This window comes from Luteolibacter luteus (assembly GCF_012913485.1).
GTDB lineage: Bacteria > Verrucomicrobiota > Verrucomicrobiia > Verrucomicrobiales > Akkermansiaceae > Haloferula > Haloferula lutea.
On the sequence record NZ_CP051774.1, the window covers coordinates 5,848,480 to 5,865,600 of the forward strand.

The following is a 17,121-nucleotide window of genomic DNA, read 5'->3' on the forward strand; positions in this document are numbered from 1 at the left end:
ATCGGATACGTCGCGTGGTGTTCCCGCGAAATGTATATCCCCGTGAAAATACCACTTCTGTCCGATGTCCCGGAGGACGCCCTGCCATTGGTCCTCGCGGAGATAGAACGAACGGGATTGGGCAAACCGGAGAAATTTCACCTCAAGACCTTCTTCTATCGGCTGTCCGATCCTCTTGATCCACATCCGCTCCAAGCCGACGTTATGGTCGGCTCGGGGAATCGGATAATTGGCGTCAGGAATGATCGCGCGGAAGCCGTATTCTACCTGAAGAAGGAGAATGGAAAATGGATGGTAATGGATCCCAAGGCTCGGGGAACACCTTAGTCGCCCATCCTTCGGTTAGTGGGTTTTCTCCCACTCCGGACTTGGCAGTCCGGCTTTCCCGCGTATCGATCGGCTTGTGGGAGCCGGAACCATTCAAGACCCGTCTTACGTCCGCGATGCCTTCGCCCGCATCGCCGACCGCTACGTGACGACGAACCACGTGCTCAGCATGGGCACGGACATCCTTTGGCGGCGGAAGGTCGCCCGGATCGTCAGCGCTTGGAAGCCCCAGCGTGTCCTCGACGTGGCCACCGGCACCGGCGACCTCGCATTGGAGATCCAGGACAAGTGCCCGCAGGCGGAGGTGACCGGCAGTGATTTCTGCGCGGAGATGCTAGCTCACGCCACGCGCCGCGGTCTGGCCCGCACCCTCGTGGCGGATGCGATGGCGCTGCCCTTCAAGAACGCCGAGTTCGACGTCGTCACCGTCGCCTTCGGCCTGCGGAACATGGTGAACTACGCCGGTGCCATCAAGGAGATGCGACGCGTCCTCAAGCCCGGCGGCCACCTCCTCGTGCTCGATTTCTCGCTCCCGGAAGGCGTCCTGAAAAAGCCCTACCGCTGGTATCTCCACAATGTCCTCCCCAAGATGGCCGGCGCACTCACCGGCCAGAAGGACGCCTACGAATACCTCGGCGGCTCCATAGAGGAATTCCCCATGGGCACGGCGATGTGCGAATTGATCGACGCCCAAGGTTTCAAGGACGCCGACACGATCCCTCTGAGCTGTGGGGTTGCTTCAATCTACACTGCCGAGGCAAGCTGAGCTGCCGGAGCGATCCCTCGATCACGGATTGCCCACTGTCCTCTTTCTTATTCTGAGACACCCGTAGCTCAGCCCTTCTGCGGAAACCTCGACGCCAGGATCTGTCGCAGATCCTCCGGCTTTACCGGTTTCACCAGGTGGAAGTCAAAGCCAGCCTCCTTCGTCCTGGCGTGATCGGACTCCGAGCCCCAGCCGCTCAGCGCGATAATCACCACGCCCGGCTGACTCTCCCGGATCCTGCGTGCCGCTTCGAAACCATCCAACTGCGGCATCCCCAGATCCAAGCACACGAGGTCCGGACGAAAGGCTGTGGCAGATTCCACTGCCTGCAAGCCATCGTAGGCCACGCGGGTGTGCATTCCCTCAAGCTCGAAAAACATACACAGGATATCGGCGGTATTTGGCGCATCGTCCGCCACCAGTACTCGCAAAGCGCGGGAACTCGGGGTTGAGACCGGCGGTGCCAGTTCATCCTCCGGAGCATCTCCGACCGAGGCGACGACGGGCAAATCCAGGATCATCTCGGTTCCCCGGCCTTCGCCATCGCTGAAAGCCCCGATCGAGCCACCATGCATTCGCGCGATCGTCTGTACCAGCGTCAGTCCGATTCCGAGCCCATCGGAGGATCCCCGCGTTCCTTGGTCGAAGAGATCGAAGATCGTCTCCAGCGATTCCGCCGGGATGCCGATGCCGGTGTCCTTGATATGAATCAAGAGCCGGTCGCCTTCGGCCAGCTCCACCGTTAGCTCGATCTCGCCCCCCGCCGGCGTGTATTTCGCCGCATTGGTCAGAAGGTTCGACACTGCTTGGGAAAGGCGGTGCAAGTCTGCATCCAGAATTACGGGCACTCCCGGTAGATTCAGCGCCAGGCGATGGTGTTTCGCATCGATCGCCGGTTGTGCAGTCTCCACGGAACGCTGCACGACATCGACGAGTTGGATGCGATCGCGCTGTAGGGCGATCTTGCCAGTGGTCACACGGGAAAGGTCTAACAAATCATCAATGAGGCGGGACATCTGGTCCACCTGGCGGCGAAGCATCGACGCCACCTGCACGACACGACCGGTTTGGTGGGGGGCTTTCAATAGGACATCCACGCCCGGCAGGATCGGTGCCAGGGGATTGCGGAGTTCGTGCGCCAGCGTTGCGAGGAAGGTATCCTTCCGCTTGCTCGCCAGTTCGATCTGCTCGCGGTTTCGACGGTCTGTGAGATCCCGGGTGATCTTCACGAAGCCGCGATGGATCCCGGCGGCATCATGCACCGCGGTGATGATCACGTTTCCCCAGAAGCGCGTGCCGTCTTTCCTTACCCGCCAGCCTTCGTCTTCGGCTCGTCCTTCGGTCAGCGCACGCTCGAGGAGTATCGCCGGCACACCCTCCAGCCGCGCCTCCTCCGGGTAGAAGCGGGAGAAATGCTGGCCGATGATCTCCTCCGGCTCGTAGCCCTTGATGCGATGCGCGCCGGTATTCCAGCTCATCACATTGCCCTCCGGATCCAGCATGAAAATGGCGTAGTCCGCCACGCTCTCGATGAGCAGGCGGAAGCGCTCCTCGCTCTGGCGCAGCGCCTCGGTAGCCTGCTGGCGTTTGGTGAGGTCGCGGGTGATCTTGAGAAAACCCTCCACGCCCGCGTCGGAGCGGATTGCGGTAATCGTGACATTTGCCCAGAAGCGTGTTCCGTCCTTCCGGTAGCGCCAGCCCTCGGTGGCGAAGCGTCCCTCTGCGCTAGCTACGATCAACTCGTGATCGGGAAACCTCGCTGTCTTGTCTTCCTCCGAGTAGAAGCGGGAGAAATGCTGGCCCACGATTTCCTTCGCCGTGTAGCCCTTCAGCTCTTCCGCGCCGGAGTTCCAATCGAGGATGATGCCCTCTGGGCTCATCATGAAGATGGCGTAGTCCGTCACGCCACCCACCAGTTCGTCGAAGTGTTGCCTCCGGGCGGCCAGCCACGGGGAAATGATGCTCGCGTCCGCGTCCGGTGCCTCGGCCAGTTTTTGGGAATCCATCGCTCAATCGGTGCCCCACACGGGGCCAGCTGGTGAGGAAACCGTCTGATACCTGCGGGAGGGTATTTTATCCCGCATCCATAAGAATGGGATCGCAGGATTTCAACTTGGATTCCGTGAACACCGAAAAATCACGGTGTCAGAAAAGGCGGAACGGGAGAAAAATGGGGACGGCCCCAACGGGGGAGCCGCTGGGGCCGTCCAGTTGTCTCGGGGGGATTGAGGCCAACAGTGCGTTTCTAGCAGCTCAGGGATAACTAACAAGAGGCCGGATTATAATTAGAAGATATTAAGCGTTTTTCGTAGATGGGGATGTTCCTTAATCCTATGGGGCGTTCCTGCGAACCCTCCCCAAAATGCGCTGGAGCCGTCCTTTTCGAGGCTCCATGACGTGAACGGCTTTCGTCCCAAAGGCCCAATGGCCGACTAAGAAGTTGCAACATGGGGAGATACTCCCATCCCCCGAACAGGGGGTGGAGATCTGTCATATGGGCGTGCTGCCGGAAGCGACGCCCAAACCATGACACGTCGAGAAGAGCGCCCCTTCACCCGCCGATCAGTCCAACAGGAGCGCCTCCGCGTTCTTTGATCTCAAGCGAAACGTCTTCTGGGAAAGATCATGCTGCGCCTTGATCGAGCGGATCGTGCGGCTCTTCACACGCATGAAGACGGAGTGCGTGCGGGCGATGCTTCCGTTCACGCTCACTCCCCGGAGCAGCGGGCTATCGGAAATGCCGGTCGCACTGAAAAGGATTCGGTCGCCCTTCGCGAGGTCCTTGGAAAGATACACCCGGTCCAGAAGATGTCCGTAGCCCTCGGCGACCAACACGCGTTTCTCGAGGCTATCCTTCGGCCAGATCTTTGCCTGCAAGCCGCCACCAAGGCAGCGCAGTCCAGCCGCCGAGAGCACCCCCTCCGGCGCGCCACCGATCCCCACGTAGAGATCCACATGGCTATCCGCCAAGGCTGGAGCGATGGCCGCCGCGATGTCGCCATCCGCGATCATCCGCAGTTTTGCGCCGATCCTCCGCACGGCATCGATGTAAGGTTGGTTCCTCGGGCGGTCCAAGATCATCACCACGATGTCGCGGATGTCCTTGTCCAGGATCTTCGCCGTGATCTTGATCACCTCCTCGGTGGGTGCCTCCACGCTGATTGGCAGCTTGGGATCGGCCATGAAGGCTTTCCGTACTTTCTCGGGATAGGAGAGCTTCTCTAGATAAAAGGCCGGGATATCCTCCAATGCACTTTCCGGTTCACCTTCCACCGGGATTGCTGCCGCGATGCAGGAAACGGAGTTCGCCATCCCCTTCGAGACATTGGTGGTGCCATCCACAGGATCCAGCGCGATGTGAAATTGCGGTGAGCCTTCCAGCCAGGTCCCAACTTTCTCCCCTTTGAAGATGCCGGGCGCCTCGTCCTTGATGCCCTCGCCGATTACCACCTCGCCGCGCATGTCCATCAGGTCGAACATGCCGCGGATGGCATCGCAGGCAGCCGCATCGGCCGCCTCTTTATCACCGCGGCCCATCCAGCGGTGGGCTACGATGGCGGCACCCTCCGTCGCGCGGAGGAAATCCATTTCAAAGATACGCTCGGGATCAATCATGGTACGGGAGGAAGGGGATCTTGAGCAATCCTCCGGCAAATTCCGGACAAAATCGCTCAGCGGCCGATGAAGCCGGTGAATGTCTCGTATGCAGCCTGCCACTTCTCGCGATCGTGCGGGTGGTAGTTGTCGAAGCTGAAGGACTCGCGCACCAGCTGGCGCCCTGCCGCGAGATCAGGCAGATGACCGGTGGCGATCATCTGGACGACGATGTTTCCGCAAGATGTCGCCTCGATCGGTCCGGCGATGACCTCGATGCCCAGCGCGTCTGCGGTTGCTTGTGCGAGGAAAGCATTCTGGATGCCTCCACCACCCGCATGCAGGCGTTCGAAGCGTTTGCCGGAAAGCTTGCAGAAATTCTCGAAGACAACGCGATACTTCAGGGCGAGTGATTCCGACGCCACGCGCAGGATGGTGCCCTTGTCTTGCGGTACGGCCTGGCCGGTTCTCTCGCACCAATCCTGGATCTTTTTCGGCATTTGCCCGGGTGCCGCGAAGATCGCGTCGTCCGGATCGATGAAGGCGGAGAAGGAAGGCGCGGCTTCAGCGAGCTTCGCCATTTCCCCATAGGAAAGACTGTCACCATCCAGCGCCCACTGCCGCTTGCACTCCTGGATCAGCCAGAGGCCGGCGATGTTCTTCAGGAAACGCACCGTGTTCTCGACCCCGAGCTCATTGCAGCAGCGTGCGGCGAAGGCCTCCGGCGTGCGGATCGGCTCGCGTGTCTCGAGACCCATGATCGACCAGGTGCCGGAGGAAAGCCATAGCGCGTCGCTGCCGCCATCCATCGGGATACCCGCGACAGCGGAGGCGGTATCGTGCGAAGCGCTCGCCACCACCGGGATTCCTTCCATGCCGATCTCACGCGCAACTTCCGGGCGGATCTTTCCGAGCACCGTGCCGGGTGCCACAATCTTGCCAAAGATGCTGCGCGGCAGGCCGAGGGCATCGATCACACCCCATGCCCAATCACCGGTGCCGGCATCGAGGAGCTGCGAGGTCGAAGCGATCGTCCGCTCCACTGCTTTCTCACCGCAGAGCCAGAAGGCCAGCAGGTCCGGCACGAAGAGCAATTCATCGGCAGAAGAAAGGGCGGGGGAACCGAGTTGCTTCTCCGCCAGCAGATGCAGGGAGGAGTTGTAGAAATTCGTGGTGATGCCCGTCTGCTTGTAAACCTCCGCTTCCGGGATCTTCGCATGCATCACGGCGGGCATGCCTTCATGGCGTGCATCGCGGTACTGATGCGGAAGCCCGAGCAGACGGCCGTGCGCATCCAGCAGGCCGAAGTCACAGCCCCAGGTATCGATGCCGATTGCCACGATATCCTTTCCATACTTCTCCACGCCGCGACGCAGGCCTTCCGCGATATCGCGGTAGAGGCCCACGACGTTCCAGAACGACCCGCCCGGCAGATCCGTGCCGGGATTGTCAAAGCGGTGGATTTCTTCGAGGCGGAGGGTTTTGAGATCGGTGATCCCGGCGATCACGCGGCCACTGCCGGCGCCGAGGTCGATGGCGAGAAATACGGGCATGGAAAGAGAGAGTAATGAAACAAGAAACCGGAGACCGGAGCAGGGGAGACCTTAGCGAGCGAACTTGAGTTCGTAGGGCAGGTCCTTCAGATGGCTCTTCGCGTAGATCTTTGCGCCGCGGTCGGTCACAAGAACGTCGAGCTCTTCCGGGGCCGCGAAGTAGAAGTCGGTCTGCACGCCCAGCTTCGTGTGGTCGAGCAAGGCGCAGGACCACTCGGCATGTTGGAGCATCATCCGCTTGAGGCGGGCCTGCTCGGGGTTCGGTTCGCTTACGCCGCGAATGGGATCGAGCCCGCCGCCGGAAAAGAAGAAGCGGTCGATCCGCAGGGCACGCAGCGCGCTTTCCGTAAGCATGCCGGAGAAGCGGCGGCCGCGTGCTTCATAGCTGCCGCCCAGCTGGATCAGCTCAAGATTCGAGTCGCGGGAGGCCAGCCGTTCGATCACCGCCAGCGAGTAGGTCACCACCCGCACCGGCACGTCTTCCGGCAGTTGGTCGGCGAATTCGAGAGCGGTAGTGGAAGCATCGAGCAGGATGGTCTCGCGGGGGCAGATGAGGCGCACGGCTTCACGACCGATCGCGATTTTCTCATCCAACTGCCGGGACTCGCGCTCGGTCTGGGAGAGTTCGCCCAGAGGCGCGGTGGCATCCATGGCACCGCCATGGGTGCGGCGCAGATGGCCGCGGCGGCCCAACAGATCGAGATCCCGGCGGATCGTTTCCTCCGTGACGACAAAGTCGCGGGCGAGATCCGTGGTGCGGACCGTTCCATCACGGCGCACCTTCTCCAATATTTTGCGTTGACGTTCCGCGGCCAGCATGTGGGATTCTGTGGGAAATTGCTTGCTTTCGTGGGTTTTGTCCCGCAAACCCCGGCGCCGTCAATCGCAAACGTTTAACACCCCATGTCCGCTGACTTCAAGCACGTGAATTACTCCTGGGATGACGCCCACGCCGCCACTCTGGATCCGGTCGCTCGTCTCGTTTATCGTTCCAACATCCTCGGCGATGACCAACGCATCACCAACACCGGTGGTGGTAATACTTCCTCCAAGATCGCGGAGAAGGATCCGCTCGGCGGTGCCAATGCCGAAGTGCTCTGGGTGAAAGGCTCCGGCGGTGACTTGCGCACCAGCAAGCGCGACAATTTCTCCTCTCTCTATCAGGACAAGCTGATCGCGCTGCAGAGCGTGTATGGTGGCCGCGCAGACAAGGGGCTGAAGTCCGCCGCGGAAGACGAGATGGTGGCGATGTACTTCCACACCACCTTCAACCTGAACCCGCGCGCGTCCTCCATCGACACGCCGCTGCACAGCTTCCTTCCAGGCAAGCATGTCGACCACATGCACCCGAATGCGATCATCTCGATTGCTGCCTCCGCGAATTGCGAGAAGCTCACGCAAGAGATTTTCGGCGGCAGCATGGCCTACGTGCCGTGGATGCGTCCGGGCTTCGAGCTCGGCCTCGCCATGCAGGAAATCGCCCGCCGGCAGCCGGACGTGAAGGCGATCATGATGGGCCAGCACGGTTTCATCTCCTGGGATGACGATGACAAGGTCTGCTACATCCGCACCTTGGAATTCATCGAGAAGGCCGCGGCTTACATTGATGAGAAGTATCAGGCGAAGGGTGGTGATGCGACGGCCTTCGGCGGCCAGAAATATCAGACGCTGCCAGAAGAGCAGCGCCGCGCGACTCTGGCGGGCATCCTGCCATGGCTGCGCGGACAAGTTTCCCAGCAGAAGCGCTTCATCGGCACCGTCCAGGACGACGAGAAGATCCTGCGCTTCGTGAACTCTGCGGATGCCCCGCGCCTCGCGGAGCTCGGCACCTCTTGCCCCGACCATTTCCTGCGCACGAAGATCAAGCCGCTCTACGTCGACTGGAATCCGCAGGTCGAAGACGCTGCCGCGCTGAAGGCGAAGCTCACTGCCGGTCTCGAGCAATACCGGAAGGACTACGCCTCCTACTACAATGCCTGCAAGCACGCCAACAGCCCGGCGATGCGCGATCCGAACCCGACCGTGGTGTTGATCCCGGGCTTGGGCATGATTGCCTGGGGCAAGGACAAGTCCGAGTCCCGCGTGACCGCGGAATTCTACAACTGCGCCGTGGAAGTGATGCGCGGTGCGGAGGCGATCGACAAATACATCGCCCTGCCACAGCAGGAGGCTTTCGACATCGAATACTGGTTGCTTGAAGAAGCGAAGCTGCAGCGCATGCCCGCCGAGAAGGAACTGGCACGCCAGGTGGTCATCGTCATCGGCGCCGGCTCCGGCATCGGCAAGGAAACCGCCCATCGCCTCGTGAAGGAAGGCGCGCACATCGTGTGCGTGGACCTGAACAAGGAAGCCGCGGAAGCCACCGCGAAGGAAATCACCGACAAGCACGGCCTCGGCATCGGCGTCGCAGGCAGCGGCATCTCCGGCTGTGGGCCGGCCATCGGTCTGGCTGCAAACATCACCGACCGCGCCAGCATCCGCGCGATGCTGGATCAGGTGGCGCTGGCCTATGGTGGCTTCGATCACATCTGCGTGACCGCCGGGATCTTCGTGCCGAGCGATACTTCCGGCCACATCCCGGACGATAAGTGGGCACTTACCTTTGCGATCAACGTGTCCGGTTCCTACTACGTCGCGGATGAAGCTGCGAAGACGTGGAAGGAGCAGGGCCTGAAGGGCAATCTCGTCCTCACCACCAGCGCGAACGCCGCGGTGGCGAAGAAGGGCAGCCTCGCCTACGACACCTCGAAGGCCGCAGCGAATCACCTCGTCCGCGAACTCGCGATCGAGCTTTCCCCGCTGGTGCGCGTCAATGGCGTCGCCCCCGCCACCGTCGTGCAGGGTTCCGCGATGTTCCCGCGTGATCGGGTCATTGGTTCGCTCGCAAAGTATTCGATCCCGTACAGCGATGACGAAGAGACCGAGTCGCTGGTCGGCAAGCTGGCCCAGTTTTATGCGGACCGGACCCTGACCAAGGCACCGATCACCCCGGCAGACCAGGCGGAAGCCTACTTCCTGCTGGTGACGAACCGCCTCAGCAAGACGACCGGCCAAGTGATCACCGTGGACGGTGGCCTCCATGAGGCTTTCTTGCGCTGATTTTCCCGGAGAGACTCTTTCCAGGTAGGTAAAGAACGGGCGGTTCCATTTCACGGGGAGCCGCCCGTTCTGCTTCCTAAGGGGGGGATGCCGGAAGCCCACGGCCAGAGGATGAAATCGGGTGAGCTAGGGTCGCCTGTTCCACCTGATAAAAGCAGAAAAAAATCAGGCCAAGGCGAGAAGGCGGTGCGAGGACCGGCAGGAGAAAACGGGAGACAAACGGGAAGATCCATGAGGTCTCCCGGTCACGGAAATGAGGTCACCGGGGTGTGAGTTCACAAGCAAGTCATACCGGGACCAAGGGGCACGTTCTAGTGCCAAGCCAGACCTGATTTCTTCGCCCTTGCCGGGGACTACTTCCGGTCCTTGGCCCGCTGATAACGCGACTTCCGTTCGGTGCTTTCGGCTTCGCTTTGCTGCGCCGTGACGATCGGTTTTTCTTCGGGTGTTACGACCGGGGTCACGGGCTTGGGAGCCTTCACCTTCTTTGCTTTGACCTCCTTTTCACGCGGAGCCCAGTGGGGCAGCGCGGGGATCGGAAGCTTCCAGCCGGTGCGGGTCATAAGAGCTTCCACGACCAAAAACACGAGCATTGCCAAAGCGATCCACATCCGCAGGGAAACATCCTGGCGGCTGGGCGGACGGAGCCATGCGGTGGAGAGGTCGAGCAACTCGCGACCACCGGTCTGGCGGGATACGGCGCGCAATTCTTCCAAGCGCTCCGGCTCGAAAGCCCACTCGACCGAGGAGCCCACGGTTACCGGACCGAAGGGCAGCGCATATTCACCGACCTGGATTGCGCCCCGGACGATGGCACCCTCATCCAGATCCCTTGTAACCGAGAAGTGGCCGGGCGCGATCCGCTTCCAAGAGACGTCGTAGGGAGTTGCTCCCGCGTGGCTTTCCAAAAGGCGCAGCTTCGGTGGAGCGACCGTGAGTTTCTTCGACCACTCTTCGGTATCGTAGAGCAGATCGACGGTCAGGCGCGTGCCATCGAGGCGATGCTTCAGGCCGATGCCGGGCGGGAGGTCCATGCCCATCAGCCAGCGGGTGAGGGTCTGCACGAAGTCGCCGTAGTTCTTCCAATCGCGGATGTTTTGCGAGAACTCGCCGCCCAAGGGAAAAGACACTGCGGCGCTGCGGCCGAGACCGCGCCGGGCATGCGCGACGAGAGGTGCCACATACTCGTCCTTGCTGGACAGCGAGGTTGTGGCGTCCTCGCGCGCGTAGGAGAGATTGTAGCCATCCACCTGTGGCAGCCACTCCAGCAGCTTCGGCGAAATCTCCGCCCAGCGTCCGGTCGGCTGCGCGCCCACGGGATCCTCGATGAAAGCTGACCGCGCGATCGTCACCGTTTCCTGAGCGAAGATCTTCGGGATATCAACAGGGCGGTCCGTGAAGAAGATGCGTCCGTCGCCGCGCTTGCCGATGTCCTCCACCAGCTTGGCGTCCGCATCCATCTTCGTGCCGAGGCCGATGACGGAGACGGTGCAGCCTTCCTTCTTCATCTCTTCGAGCAGGCGCTTGTAGTCGCCCGGCTCTTCGGTGTCGTTCGCATCCGTGAAAAGGATCACGTGACGGGTGCCGACGTCCGCCTTCTTCAGTTCATCCCACGCAGCCTTCAGTCCCTCATAGACGAAGATACCGCCGCCCATCGAGTGAACCTTGCGGATGCGTGCTTGAAGCTCGGCTTGCCGTCCTTGAATCTTGGTCAGCGGGAAGACGGCCTCCGGCGCGCTATCGACCGCGAAGACCGCAGCCTGGTCCATCGGCCCAAGGAGGCCGATCGCCTCCGCGGCACCAGCATTCGCCAGGTCCATCTTGGTGAGGTTCTTTCCGCCGGCATTCACACCCACGGCCATCGAACCGGAGCGATCGAGCACGATTGCCAGCGCGACGGCGAGCTTGCGGTGCTCGTTCTTCAGCTCCATCGAAATCGGGAGCAAGGGATCGATCGAGGATTGGAAGTAACCTCCCGAGCCGAAGGACTGCTTGCCCCCGGCCATCAGGAGTCCGCCAGCCTGCTCGCGGACGAAGAAATCCACGGCATCAAGGAAGGGCTGCGGAATCTCGAAGGCAGGCACGTTGTTCAGGATCACCGCGCGGGCACCGGTGAGCATGCCCGGCTGCAGAGCCGAGGGATTGCTCACCACATCCACGGTGAAGTCCAAGGAAGACAAGACTTTCGCCACCGGGTCATCGGTGTACTTCGTGACCAGCAAGATGCGGGGCCCACCCGCGATCTCGATCCAGCGGGTGATGCGGTTGTTGCCGGGGTGTGCGTCTTTGAGCGGGGTTTCGCCGCCGACGATGATCTCGGCTTCATATTGGAAGGCACCGGCACGCGGGATGCGGTCAGTGAATTCCGCACGGCCGACACCATTGACCAGCTTCACCTTCGTCTCGGTGAGCGTCTGGCCGCCGCGGCGGATGATCAGGCTGACATCGGCGTCGGTCGAGCCGCGCACCGTCGCCGCGAGCAGGAAGGGCTCACCGGCTTGCACCCGCTCCGGAAGCTCCAAGCGTGCGAGGCGGAAGTCATCGTAGGTCTCATCCCTTACCAGACGGAAATCGAGCGGGATGCCGCGGGCCTGAAGTTCTGCGGCGGCCTCGTGCAGTGGCTCGGTGGCATAGCCATCGGTGAAAAGCAGGACGCGGGAAGGACGATTCTCCTTCGTCAGTGCCGCGATGTGTGAAAGCGCGAGGCCCGTGCGGGTGAGCTTGCGGGAACCGGTAAAGCCACCCGTCCCATCCGCGCCGGTCTCCACGATTTCCGCACCGTAGTCGAACTTGTGGATCTTGTCCTTGCTGGTGGGTTTCGCCTTTTCCAAGAGCCGCTGCCACTCTGGCAGCCCCTTGTCGACCAAGTCCTCGGTCGAGTCCGAGCGGTCGAGCAGCACCCAGAGGTCCAGCGAGTCCTCCTGCATGTTGATCTTCGGATCCGCGAGGCCGAAGGTGGCCAGCAAGATCAGCAGCAGCCGCAGCGGGGACCACAGGCGCAGGCTCTTCCAGAACCAGCCGATGAAAAGGCAGGCGGGAAGCAGCAGGAACCACTCTGGAGAACCGAATGTCATGGAATAAGCCAGTGATAGAAGGGCTTCGGCGCGGTCTCATCGACGAGCTTGTGCGCGCCATTGACGCTCGCCTTTTGCCAGGATCCGCCATGCTTCTCCGCGAGCTGCACCTCGATGCGCGAGGAACGGGTGGTATCCACGAAGCCGCTGCACTTCAGCGGGGCCGCCGAGCTGCCGCGGGCGAGTGTCTTGCGATAGACGGAGAGATTCTCAGCGCTGGTCACCTGGTTCGGCTTGGCACCGACAATCCAGTAGTTTGTTGGATCACCACGGGTGATGAGGCCACGTTGGGAAACGGTGATGGTCTGGTCCTTGTGCCGATAGCCTTTCGTCGTGGTGCAGCTTGCGAGGGCAAGGGACAACAGGACAGGACTTGCGAGCGAGATGGCTTTCATCGGTTTCACGAGGCTCCTTGGGGATTCAAGGCGGAAGTCTGGGACTTCTTAGCCTCCCGATCACGTGTGAAATTCCAAGAAATCAGCAGGGCCGCGAGCAGTAGCAGAAACCAAGCGCGCCACCAGTGATCCTCCTCCGTGTGACGCTCCATGGCGGCAACAGCCGATTTTCCGAGGGTATCGGCCGGAGCGCATTCATTGAAATCCGCCTCCCGAGTATCGGCAAAATGGACGCTGGCTGTGAGCAGGGTGGTATCCCCTTGGCGGGCGCGCAGGAAGCCGGCGTCCAGCGGTGCATTGAAGTGCACGTTTTCCGCGGCCGGGAGCTCCTCGCTCTTTAGGACCTTGCCATTGAGGTCGAGCGTTTCGAGGTAGACGGGAGGAGTGACCGTCTTCGCTGCGAAGGTCACGGGTTGCGCGGTTTCGAGATTCTCCGAGGCCGGGGCCACCTTTGCCGCGCGCAGTTCCTCGGCGAAGCGGTGCAGCATCACGATGAAGGCTGGCTGCGTGGCGGCATTCGAAAGGCGGAGGTCGAAATTGAAGCAGAGCTGGCGGGAGGCGGGGGCTGCAGGCTCGGTTCCAGTTGGAGGCGTGGCCTCCGTTTCACGCAGGAAGATCAGCGGACGGCTGCCCTGCCAGAGTAGCACGGTATCGGTCTGGCGGCGTGGGAGCTGGATCGTCTCGCGGACGAGCAGCGATTGCCAATTGAGCCCGTCGATCAAGGGATGCTTCTCCGCCACGATACCACCCTTCAAGTAGGCTCCGCCGCGGGTCTCATCCTTCACGAAGACCACCGCATTCGTCCCTGCGGTCACAGGGTCGAGCGGATCGTAGGAAAGGAACATCAGGTCCGCGCTGGCGGCATCGTTCACCGTCACGGTGGCATCCAGAGAGCGCTGCATCTTCTGCGAGAGCTGCTCGTAGGCTCCGCCGGTGGCGGCGAAGATCGAGAGAGCCTTCGGCTTCGGAAGGACCACGGGCAGGGTGTCATCGAGCGTGAAGTCATCCGGCGAGAGCACGATGTTCGCGCGCTCCGCATTCTCCGGAAACGCGGCTTGCAGGGTGACGATGGCTCCCGCGTCCAGCTCGACTTCCTTCGGCTCGGTGCGGCGGCCATCCGGCATCTCAAAGTGCCAGGTCCGGGTCGTGCGCTGCTTCGAGTAGTTCCTCACCATCGCTTGCCAGACCTTCGCTCCTTCCTTTTCAGCCAAGGTCACACCGGTGAAGCCGACATTCGGCACCGGTTCCCCGATGGAAAGGATGCGTGCCTCGAAGGGCGGCGTCTCGATCGGGGTGTCGGTGACATAAACCACGATGCCCTCGCGACTGACCACCGAGCGCGCGAGGCGCAGGGCTTGGGAGGGATCGGTCAGGCCGGAGCGCGGTTTCCAGGCATCCAGCGCAGCGGACAGCTCCTCCGGAGAGGATCCCGCGTAGAGTCGCGGCAGGCCGGGAAGGCTTTCAAAGAGTGTCAGCTCCAGCGAGGTAGCGGGGCCTTGAAGATCGGGCAGAGAGGCAAGGATCCGTTCCTTGAGCCGATCCTTCTTCACGGACATCGAGGCCGAGGAATCCAGCACGATGGCCACGCGCTGGGTGCTGCGGTCCTTCTGGTAGCGCGGCTCGCTGAGCAGCCAGGTGAGCAGCAGCACGCCGAGCAACTGCATCCACAGCGGCACCGAATTCATCAGCCGGTCGAAGCGGCGGCCACTCGCGGATTCACGCTGGGTCTTCTCTAACAGGAAAAGCGTGGAGATCGGCAGGATGACGGCTTGGCGTTGCAGGAAATGGATCGCGAGCACCGCGGGAATTCCGAGGAGCGCCCAAAGGCCGGCTGGATTGGCGAGGGTGAGCACGAGATGGCTGGCGGAATCAGTTCGCGGTTTCGAGGGCTCCGCTCGGCAATGCCTCCGCGAAGAGCGAGGTCTGCAGGTCGGGTTCACAGGCCACGCGGGCCATGCGACATTGGTGGCGGCGTGCGGCGTTCTTCCAGAGGCCGAAATGATTCACGTAGCTTTCCTTGTAACGTCGCAGCGTCGAGGGCTCGATGCGGTGCTGGTGACGGGACTTCCGCTCGGCGTCCACGAATTCATAGTTACCGGTCCACTCCGGCGTGGCTTCGCTTTGCAAATAGGGTACCATCAGGATCGGACTGCCCTGGCGTGCGGATAGCAGGCGGATCGCGGGGTCCGGATCGCCGGGAAAGAGCAGGTCGGAGACCAGCACGCGGATCGCATTTCCGCGGAAAGGAATGCGCGAGAAATCCGGCGGCATCGCAGGGTCCACCGATTTCATCGTGCGGGCTTCGTCCAGCCAGCGATGGACCGCGATGGTCTCCGCGGGGATCGGGCGCGTGGAGTCGCCGCGGACCAAGTGAACGGACGTGGCAGCGCCGGAGCGGCGTGCCGATTCCACGGCGAAGCAAAAGAGCTCGGCGACACGGGTCGCCTTCTGAGGGTCGAAGAACATCGACTCGGAAGCATCCAGCACCACATCCACCACCGGTCGCACTTCCTCGCGGTAGAGCTTCATCGTGTATTGGCCCGTGCGCGCGTAGGCCTGCCAGTTGATGTGGCGGGGGTCGTCGCCGGGCACGTAGGTGCGGTGATCCTGGAAGTCGAGCGAGGAGCCCACCCCCGCACCTTGGAACTCACCGGCCTGTCCCTTCCACACGCGGGAGCGCAGCGGCAGGCGCAGGCGGCCCGCGGCGGCGAGCGCGCGGGCATGGCAGCGGGAAAGTTCTTCCTGGGTCACGGCTGCTGGAGATGGGTGCGGGTGCTTTCGGAAACGGTGGTGTCCGGAGTCGCGAGGGCGTCTTGCTCCACTTCGCGGATGCGGAAGAAGTTCTTGAACGCGGATGTCAGCAGGAAAGCGTAGCAGATGGCCGCGGTTGCGATGCCAATTCTATAAATCGTGCTGAAGTCCGGCAGGCCGGAAACTTTGCCTGCCGTGAGGTCCCGGGAAAACTGCTCCGAGACTACCGAGCCCAGTACGACCTGCACCGGCGGGATCCACGAGAAGAACCAGACCCAATGATCCTCGTCCGACTCGATGGTGCCGATCACAATGCCTGCCGCAATCGCGATGGTGATGGCCATGATCAGCAGATAAAAGGCGAGCGGGTTTTTCACCTTCGCCGAAAAGATGCGCAGCACCACCGCGGGGAAGAGCAGGGTGCCGAGGGCGGAAATCAGGAAGATGCTCAACTTTCCATCCGAAGAGGCACGACCGATCAGAACGCAAGCGATCGCCACAAGCAGCAGAAGTCCGGTGTAGATCACTCCTGGAGCCCACCCCGGATAGAGGATCCGGCCCGCGATTCTGCCCATCCCTCCGAGGCGGAGGAAGGGCCGCACGATCGGTGGCAGGAGGTTCATGGGCTCCGTCAGCGCGATGGCCACCGCAGGTGCGGCGAAGAGCAAGAGCAGAGGACCGGTGGTCTCGCGATCGAAGTTCCCGAAGTAGCCGACCATGCCCACGACAAGCACTGCCCCGAGCGAGACGATCCGGCGAATGGAGCTGTGGTTCTCCGCCATTGGCGCGATGGCCGAGGCCCCAAGGGCGAGTGCTGACCAGCCGCCATACACGGCGGCCACCACACCCGCGATGAGTGCGAGCGCCGAACCCGGTTGGTTCAGCGTGCAGAAATCGATCATCCGCTTCAGTTCGTTATCGAAGATGATGGCGATGGTGCAGCCTCCCAGCCAGACCGCGATGAAGAGCGGCAGGAGTCCGCGCACGAGAATGGATGGCAGTGCGGAGAGACCTACCGTGAGCGCGGTGAAGACCGCGGAACCGAGGAAGACGAGCATCATCAGCAGCAGCTCCGCGAAGAGCTCCATGCGACCGAAGAAGTAGCGCAGGATCAGATACGGCGCGATCGCGGCGAGCAGCAGCGCGGATTGGCTAACGATGGCGACCCACTTGCCCAGCACGATACGCCAGGTGCCCATGCGGGTCAGCACCATCAGGTCGATCGTATTGCCACGGATCTCATTTTGCAGCGTGCCGATACCTCGCAACGGTTGGACCACCAGCACCGCGAGGGAGTAGAAAAAGAAGATCACCGAGCTGACGACGCTGCCGCCATCCGCGGAGGATGCTGCCCCCATCGCGATCAGCAGCACGAAGGTGAGCAAGCCCTGCAAGGCGAGGAAGACGACGACAAAGGTTTTCGCGCGGAGTCCCTGGCGAAGCTCCTTCACCAGCATCGGCGAGAGCTTGTCGCTGAAGTCATCGATCTTCCCGGCCATGGGTGGCGGACCTGCCGGTGGCGGCGTGGCGACTGGGGTAGTGGCGGCACTGCTGCTCATCGC

General features: G+C 62.0%; 12 protein-coding genes. 3 read left to right on the plus strand and 9 right to left on the minus strand.

Features of this window, described 5'->3' with window-relative positions; translation table 11 throughout:
• Nucleotides 1-42: 42 nt before the first annotated feature.
• Together HHL09_RS24135 and HHL09_RS24140 are read left to right on the plus strand one after the other, a co-directional pair.
• Nucleotides 43-327 (plus strand): hypothetical protein, encoded by a 285-nt coding sequence (locus tag HHL09_RS24135; RefSeq protein WP_169457223.1) that lies wholly within the window; start codon nucleotides 43-45, stop codon nucleotides 325-327.
• Between the two features lie 76 nt (nucleotides 328-403).
• Complete coding sequence (locus HHL09_RS24140; RefSeq protein ID WP_240963697.1) at nucleotides 404-1,093, plus strand: ubiquinone/menaquinone biosynthesis methyltransferase; 690 nt, start codon at nucleotides 404-406, stop codon at nucleotides 1,091-1,093.
• Between the two features lie 68 nt (nucleotides 1,094-1,161).
• Here the strand turns inward: HHL09_RS24140 and HHL09_RS24145 are convergent, their stop codons facing one another.
• From HHL09_RS24145 to HHL09_RS24160, 4 genes are all read right to left on the minus strand, one after another.
• On the minus strand, nucleotides 1,162-3,099 hold the full coding sequence (locus tag HHL09_RS24145; RefSeq protein WP_169457224.1) for a PAS domain-containing hybrid sensor histidine kinase/response regulator: 1,938 nt from the start codon (nucleotides 3,097-3,099) through the stop codon (nucleotides 1,162-1,164).
• Between the two features lie 556 nt (nucleotides 3,100-3,655).
• The gene (gene glpX, locus HHL09_RS24150; RefSeq protein WP_169457225.1) at nucleotides 3,656-4,708 is read right to left on the minus strand and encodes a class II fructose-bisphosphatase; all 1,053 of its coding nucleotides are present in this window, start codon (nucleotides 4,706-4,708) and stop codon (nucleotides 3,656-3,658) included.
• Nucleotides 4,709-4,764: 56 nt separating this feature from the next.
• Nucleotides 4,765-6,240 (minus strand): rhamnulokinase, encoded by a 1,476-nt coding sequence (locus HHL09_RS24155; RefSeq protein ID WP_169457226.1) that lies wholly within the window; start codon nucleotides 6,238-6,240, stop codon nucleotides 4,765-4,767.
• A gap of 51 nt (nucleotides 6,241-6,291) precedes the next feature.
• Nucleotides 6,292-7,059, minus strand: coding sequence for a DeoR/GlpR family DNA-binding transcription regulator (locus HHL09_RS24160; protein WP_169457227.1), 768 nt, complete (start codon nucleotides 7,057-7,059; stop codon nucleotides 6,292-6,294).
• 84 nt (nucleotides 7,060-7,143) lie between these two features.
• On the opposite strand from HHL09_RS24160, the gene HHL09_RS24165 reads away from it, so the two are divergent.
• On the plus strand, nucleotides 7,144-9,339 hold the full coding sequence (locus HHL09_RS24165) for a bifunctional rhamnulose-1-phosphate aldolase/short-chain dehydrogenase (RefSeq protein ID WP_169457228.1): 2,196 nt from the start codon (nucleotides 7,144-7,146) through the stop codon (nucleotides 9,337-9,339).
• 353 nt (nucleotides 9,340-9,692) lie between these two features.
• On the opposite strand, the gene HHL09_RS24170 is transcribed toward HHL09_RS24165, so the two are convergent.
• Genes HHL09_RS24170 through HHL09_RS24190 form a run of 5 tightly spaced genes read right to left on the minus strand, consistent with a single transcriptional unit; the run spans nucleotide 9,693 to nucleotide 17,118 of the window.
• Nucleotides 9,693-12,413: a VWA domain-containing protein gene (locus HHL09_RS24170; RefSeq protein ID WP_169457229.1), complete on the minus strand. Its 2,721-nt coding sequence runs from the start codon at nucleotides 12,411-12,413 to the stop codon at nucleotides 9,693-9,695.
• A complete protein-coding gene (locus HHL09_RS24175; RefSeq protein WP_169457230.1) occupies nucleotides 12,410-12,808 on the minus strand; it encodes a hypothetical protein in 399 nt (132 codons plus the stop codon). The genes HHL09_RS24170 and HHL09_RS24175 overlap by 4 nt, the downstream gene beginning before the upstream one ends.
• A gap of 5 nt (nucleotides 12,809-12,813) precedes the next feature.
• A complete protein-coding gene (locus HHL09_RS24180; RefSeq protein WP_169457231.1) occupies nucleotides 12,814-14,661 on the minus strand; it encodes a DUF7407 domain-containing protein in 1,848 nt (615 codons plus the stop codon).
• Between the two features lie 16 nt (nucleotides 14,662-14,677).
• Nucleotides 14,678-15,559 (minus strand): DUF58 domain-containing protein, encoded by an 882-nt coding sequence (locus HHL09_RS24185; RefSeq protein WP_169457232.1) that lies wholly within the window; start codon nucleotides 15,557-15,559, stop codon nucleotides 14,678-14,680.
• A complete protein-coding gene (locus HHL09_RS24190) occupies nucleotides 15,556-17,118 on the minus strand; it encodes an ABC transporter permease (protein WP_169457233.1) in 1,563 nt (520 codons plus the stop codon). Before HHL09_RS24190 ends, HHL09_RS24185 begins: the two co-directional genes overlap by 4 nt.
• Between the last annotated feature and the right edge of the window lie 3 nt (nucleotides 17,119-17,121).

Bases quoted from the DNA above. Each gene is read 5' to 3' on its own strand.
- HHL09_RS24145 (WP_169457224.1), bottom strand. From the start codon at position 3,099: ATGGATTCCCAAAAACTGGCCGAGGCACCGGACGCGGACGCGAGCATC.
- glpX (WP_169457225.1), bottom strand. From the start codon at position 4,708: ATGATTGATCCCGAGCGTATCTTTGAAATGGATTTCCTCCGCGCGACG.
- HHL09_RS24155 (WP_169457226.1), bottom strand. From the start codon at position 6,240: ATGCCCGTATTTCTCGCCATCGACCTCGGCGCCGGCAGTGGCCGCGTG.
- HHL09_RS24160 (WP_169457227.1), bottom strand. From the start codon at position 7,059: ATGCTGGCCGCGGAACGTCAACGCAAAATATTGGAGAAGGTGCGCCGT.
- HHL09_RS24165 (WP_169457228.1), top strand. From the start codon at position 7,144: ATGTCCGCTGACTTCAAGCACGTGAATTACTCCTGGGATGACGCCCAC.
- HHL09_RS24170 (WP_169457229.1), bottom strand. From the start codon at position 12,413: ATGACATTCGGTTCTCCAGAGTGGTTCCTGCTGCTTCCCGCCTGCCTT.
- HHL09_RS24175 (WP_169457230.1), bottom strand. From the start codon at position 12,808: ATGAAAGCCATCTCGCTCGCAAGTCCTGTCCTGTTGTCCCTTGCCCTC.
- HHL09_RS24190 (WP_169457233.1), bottom strand. From the start codon at position 17,118: ATGAGCAGCAGTGCCGCCACTACCCCAGTCGCCACGCCGCCACCGGCA.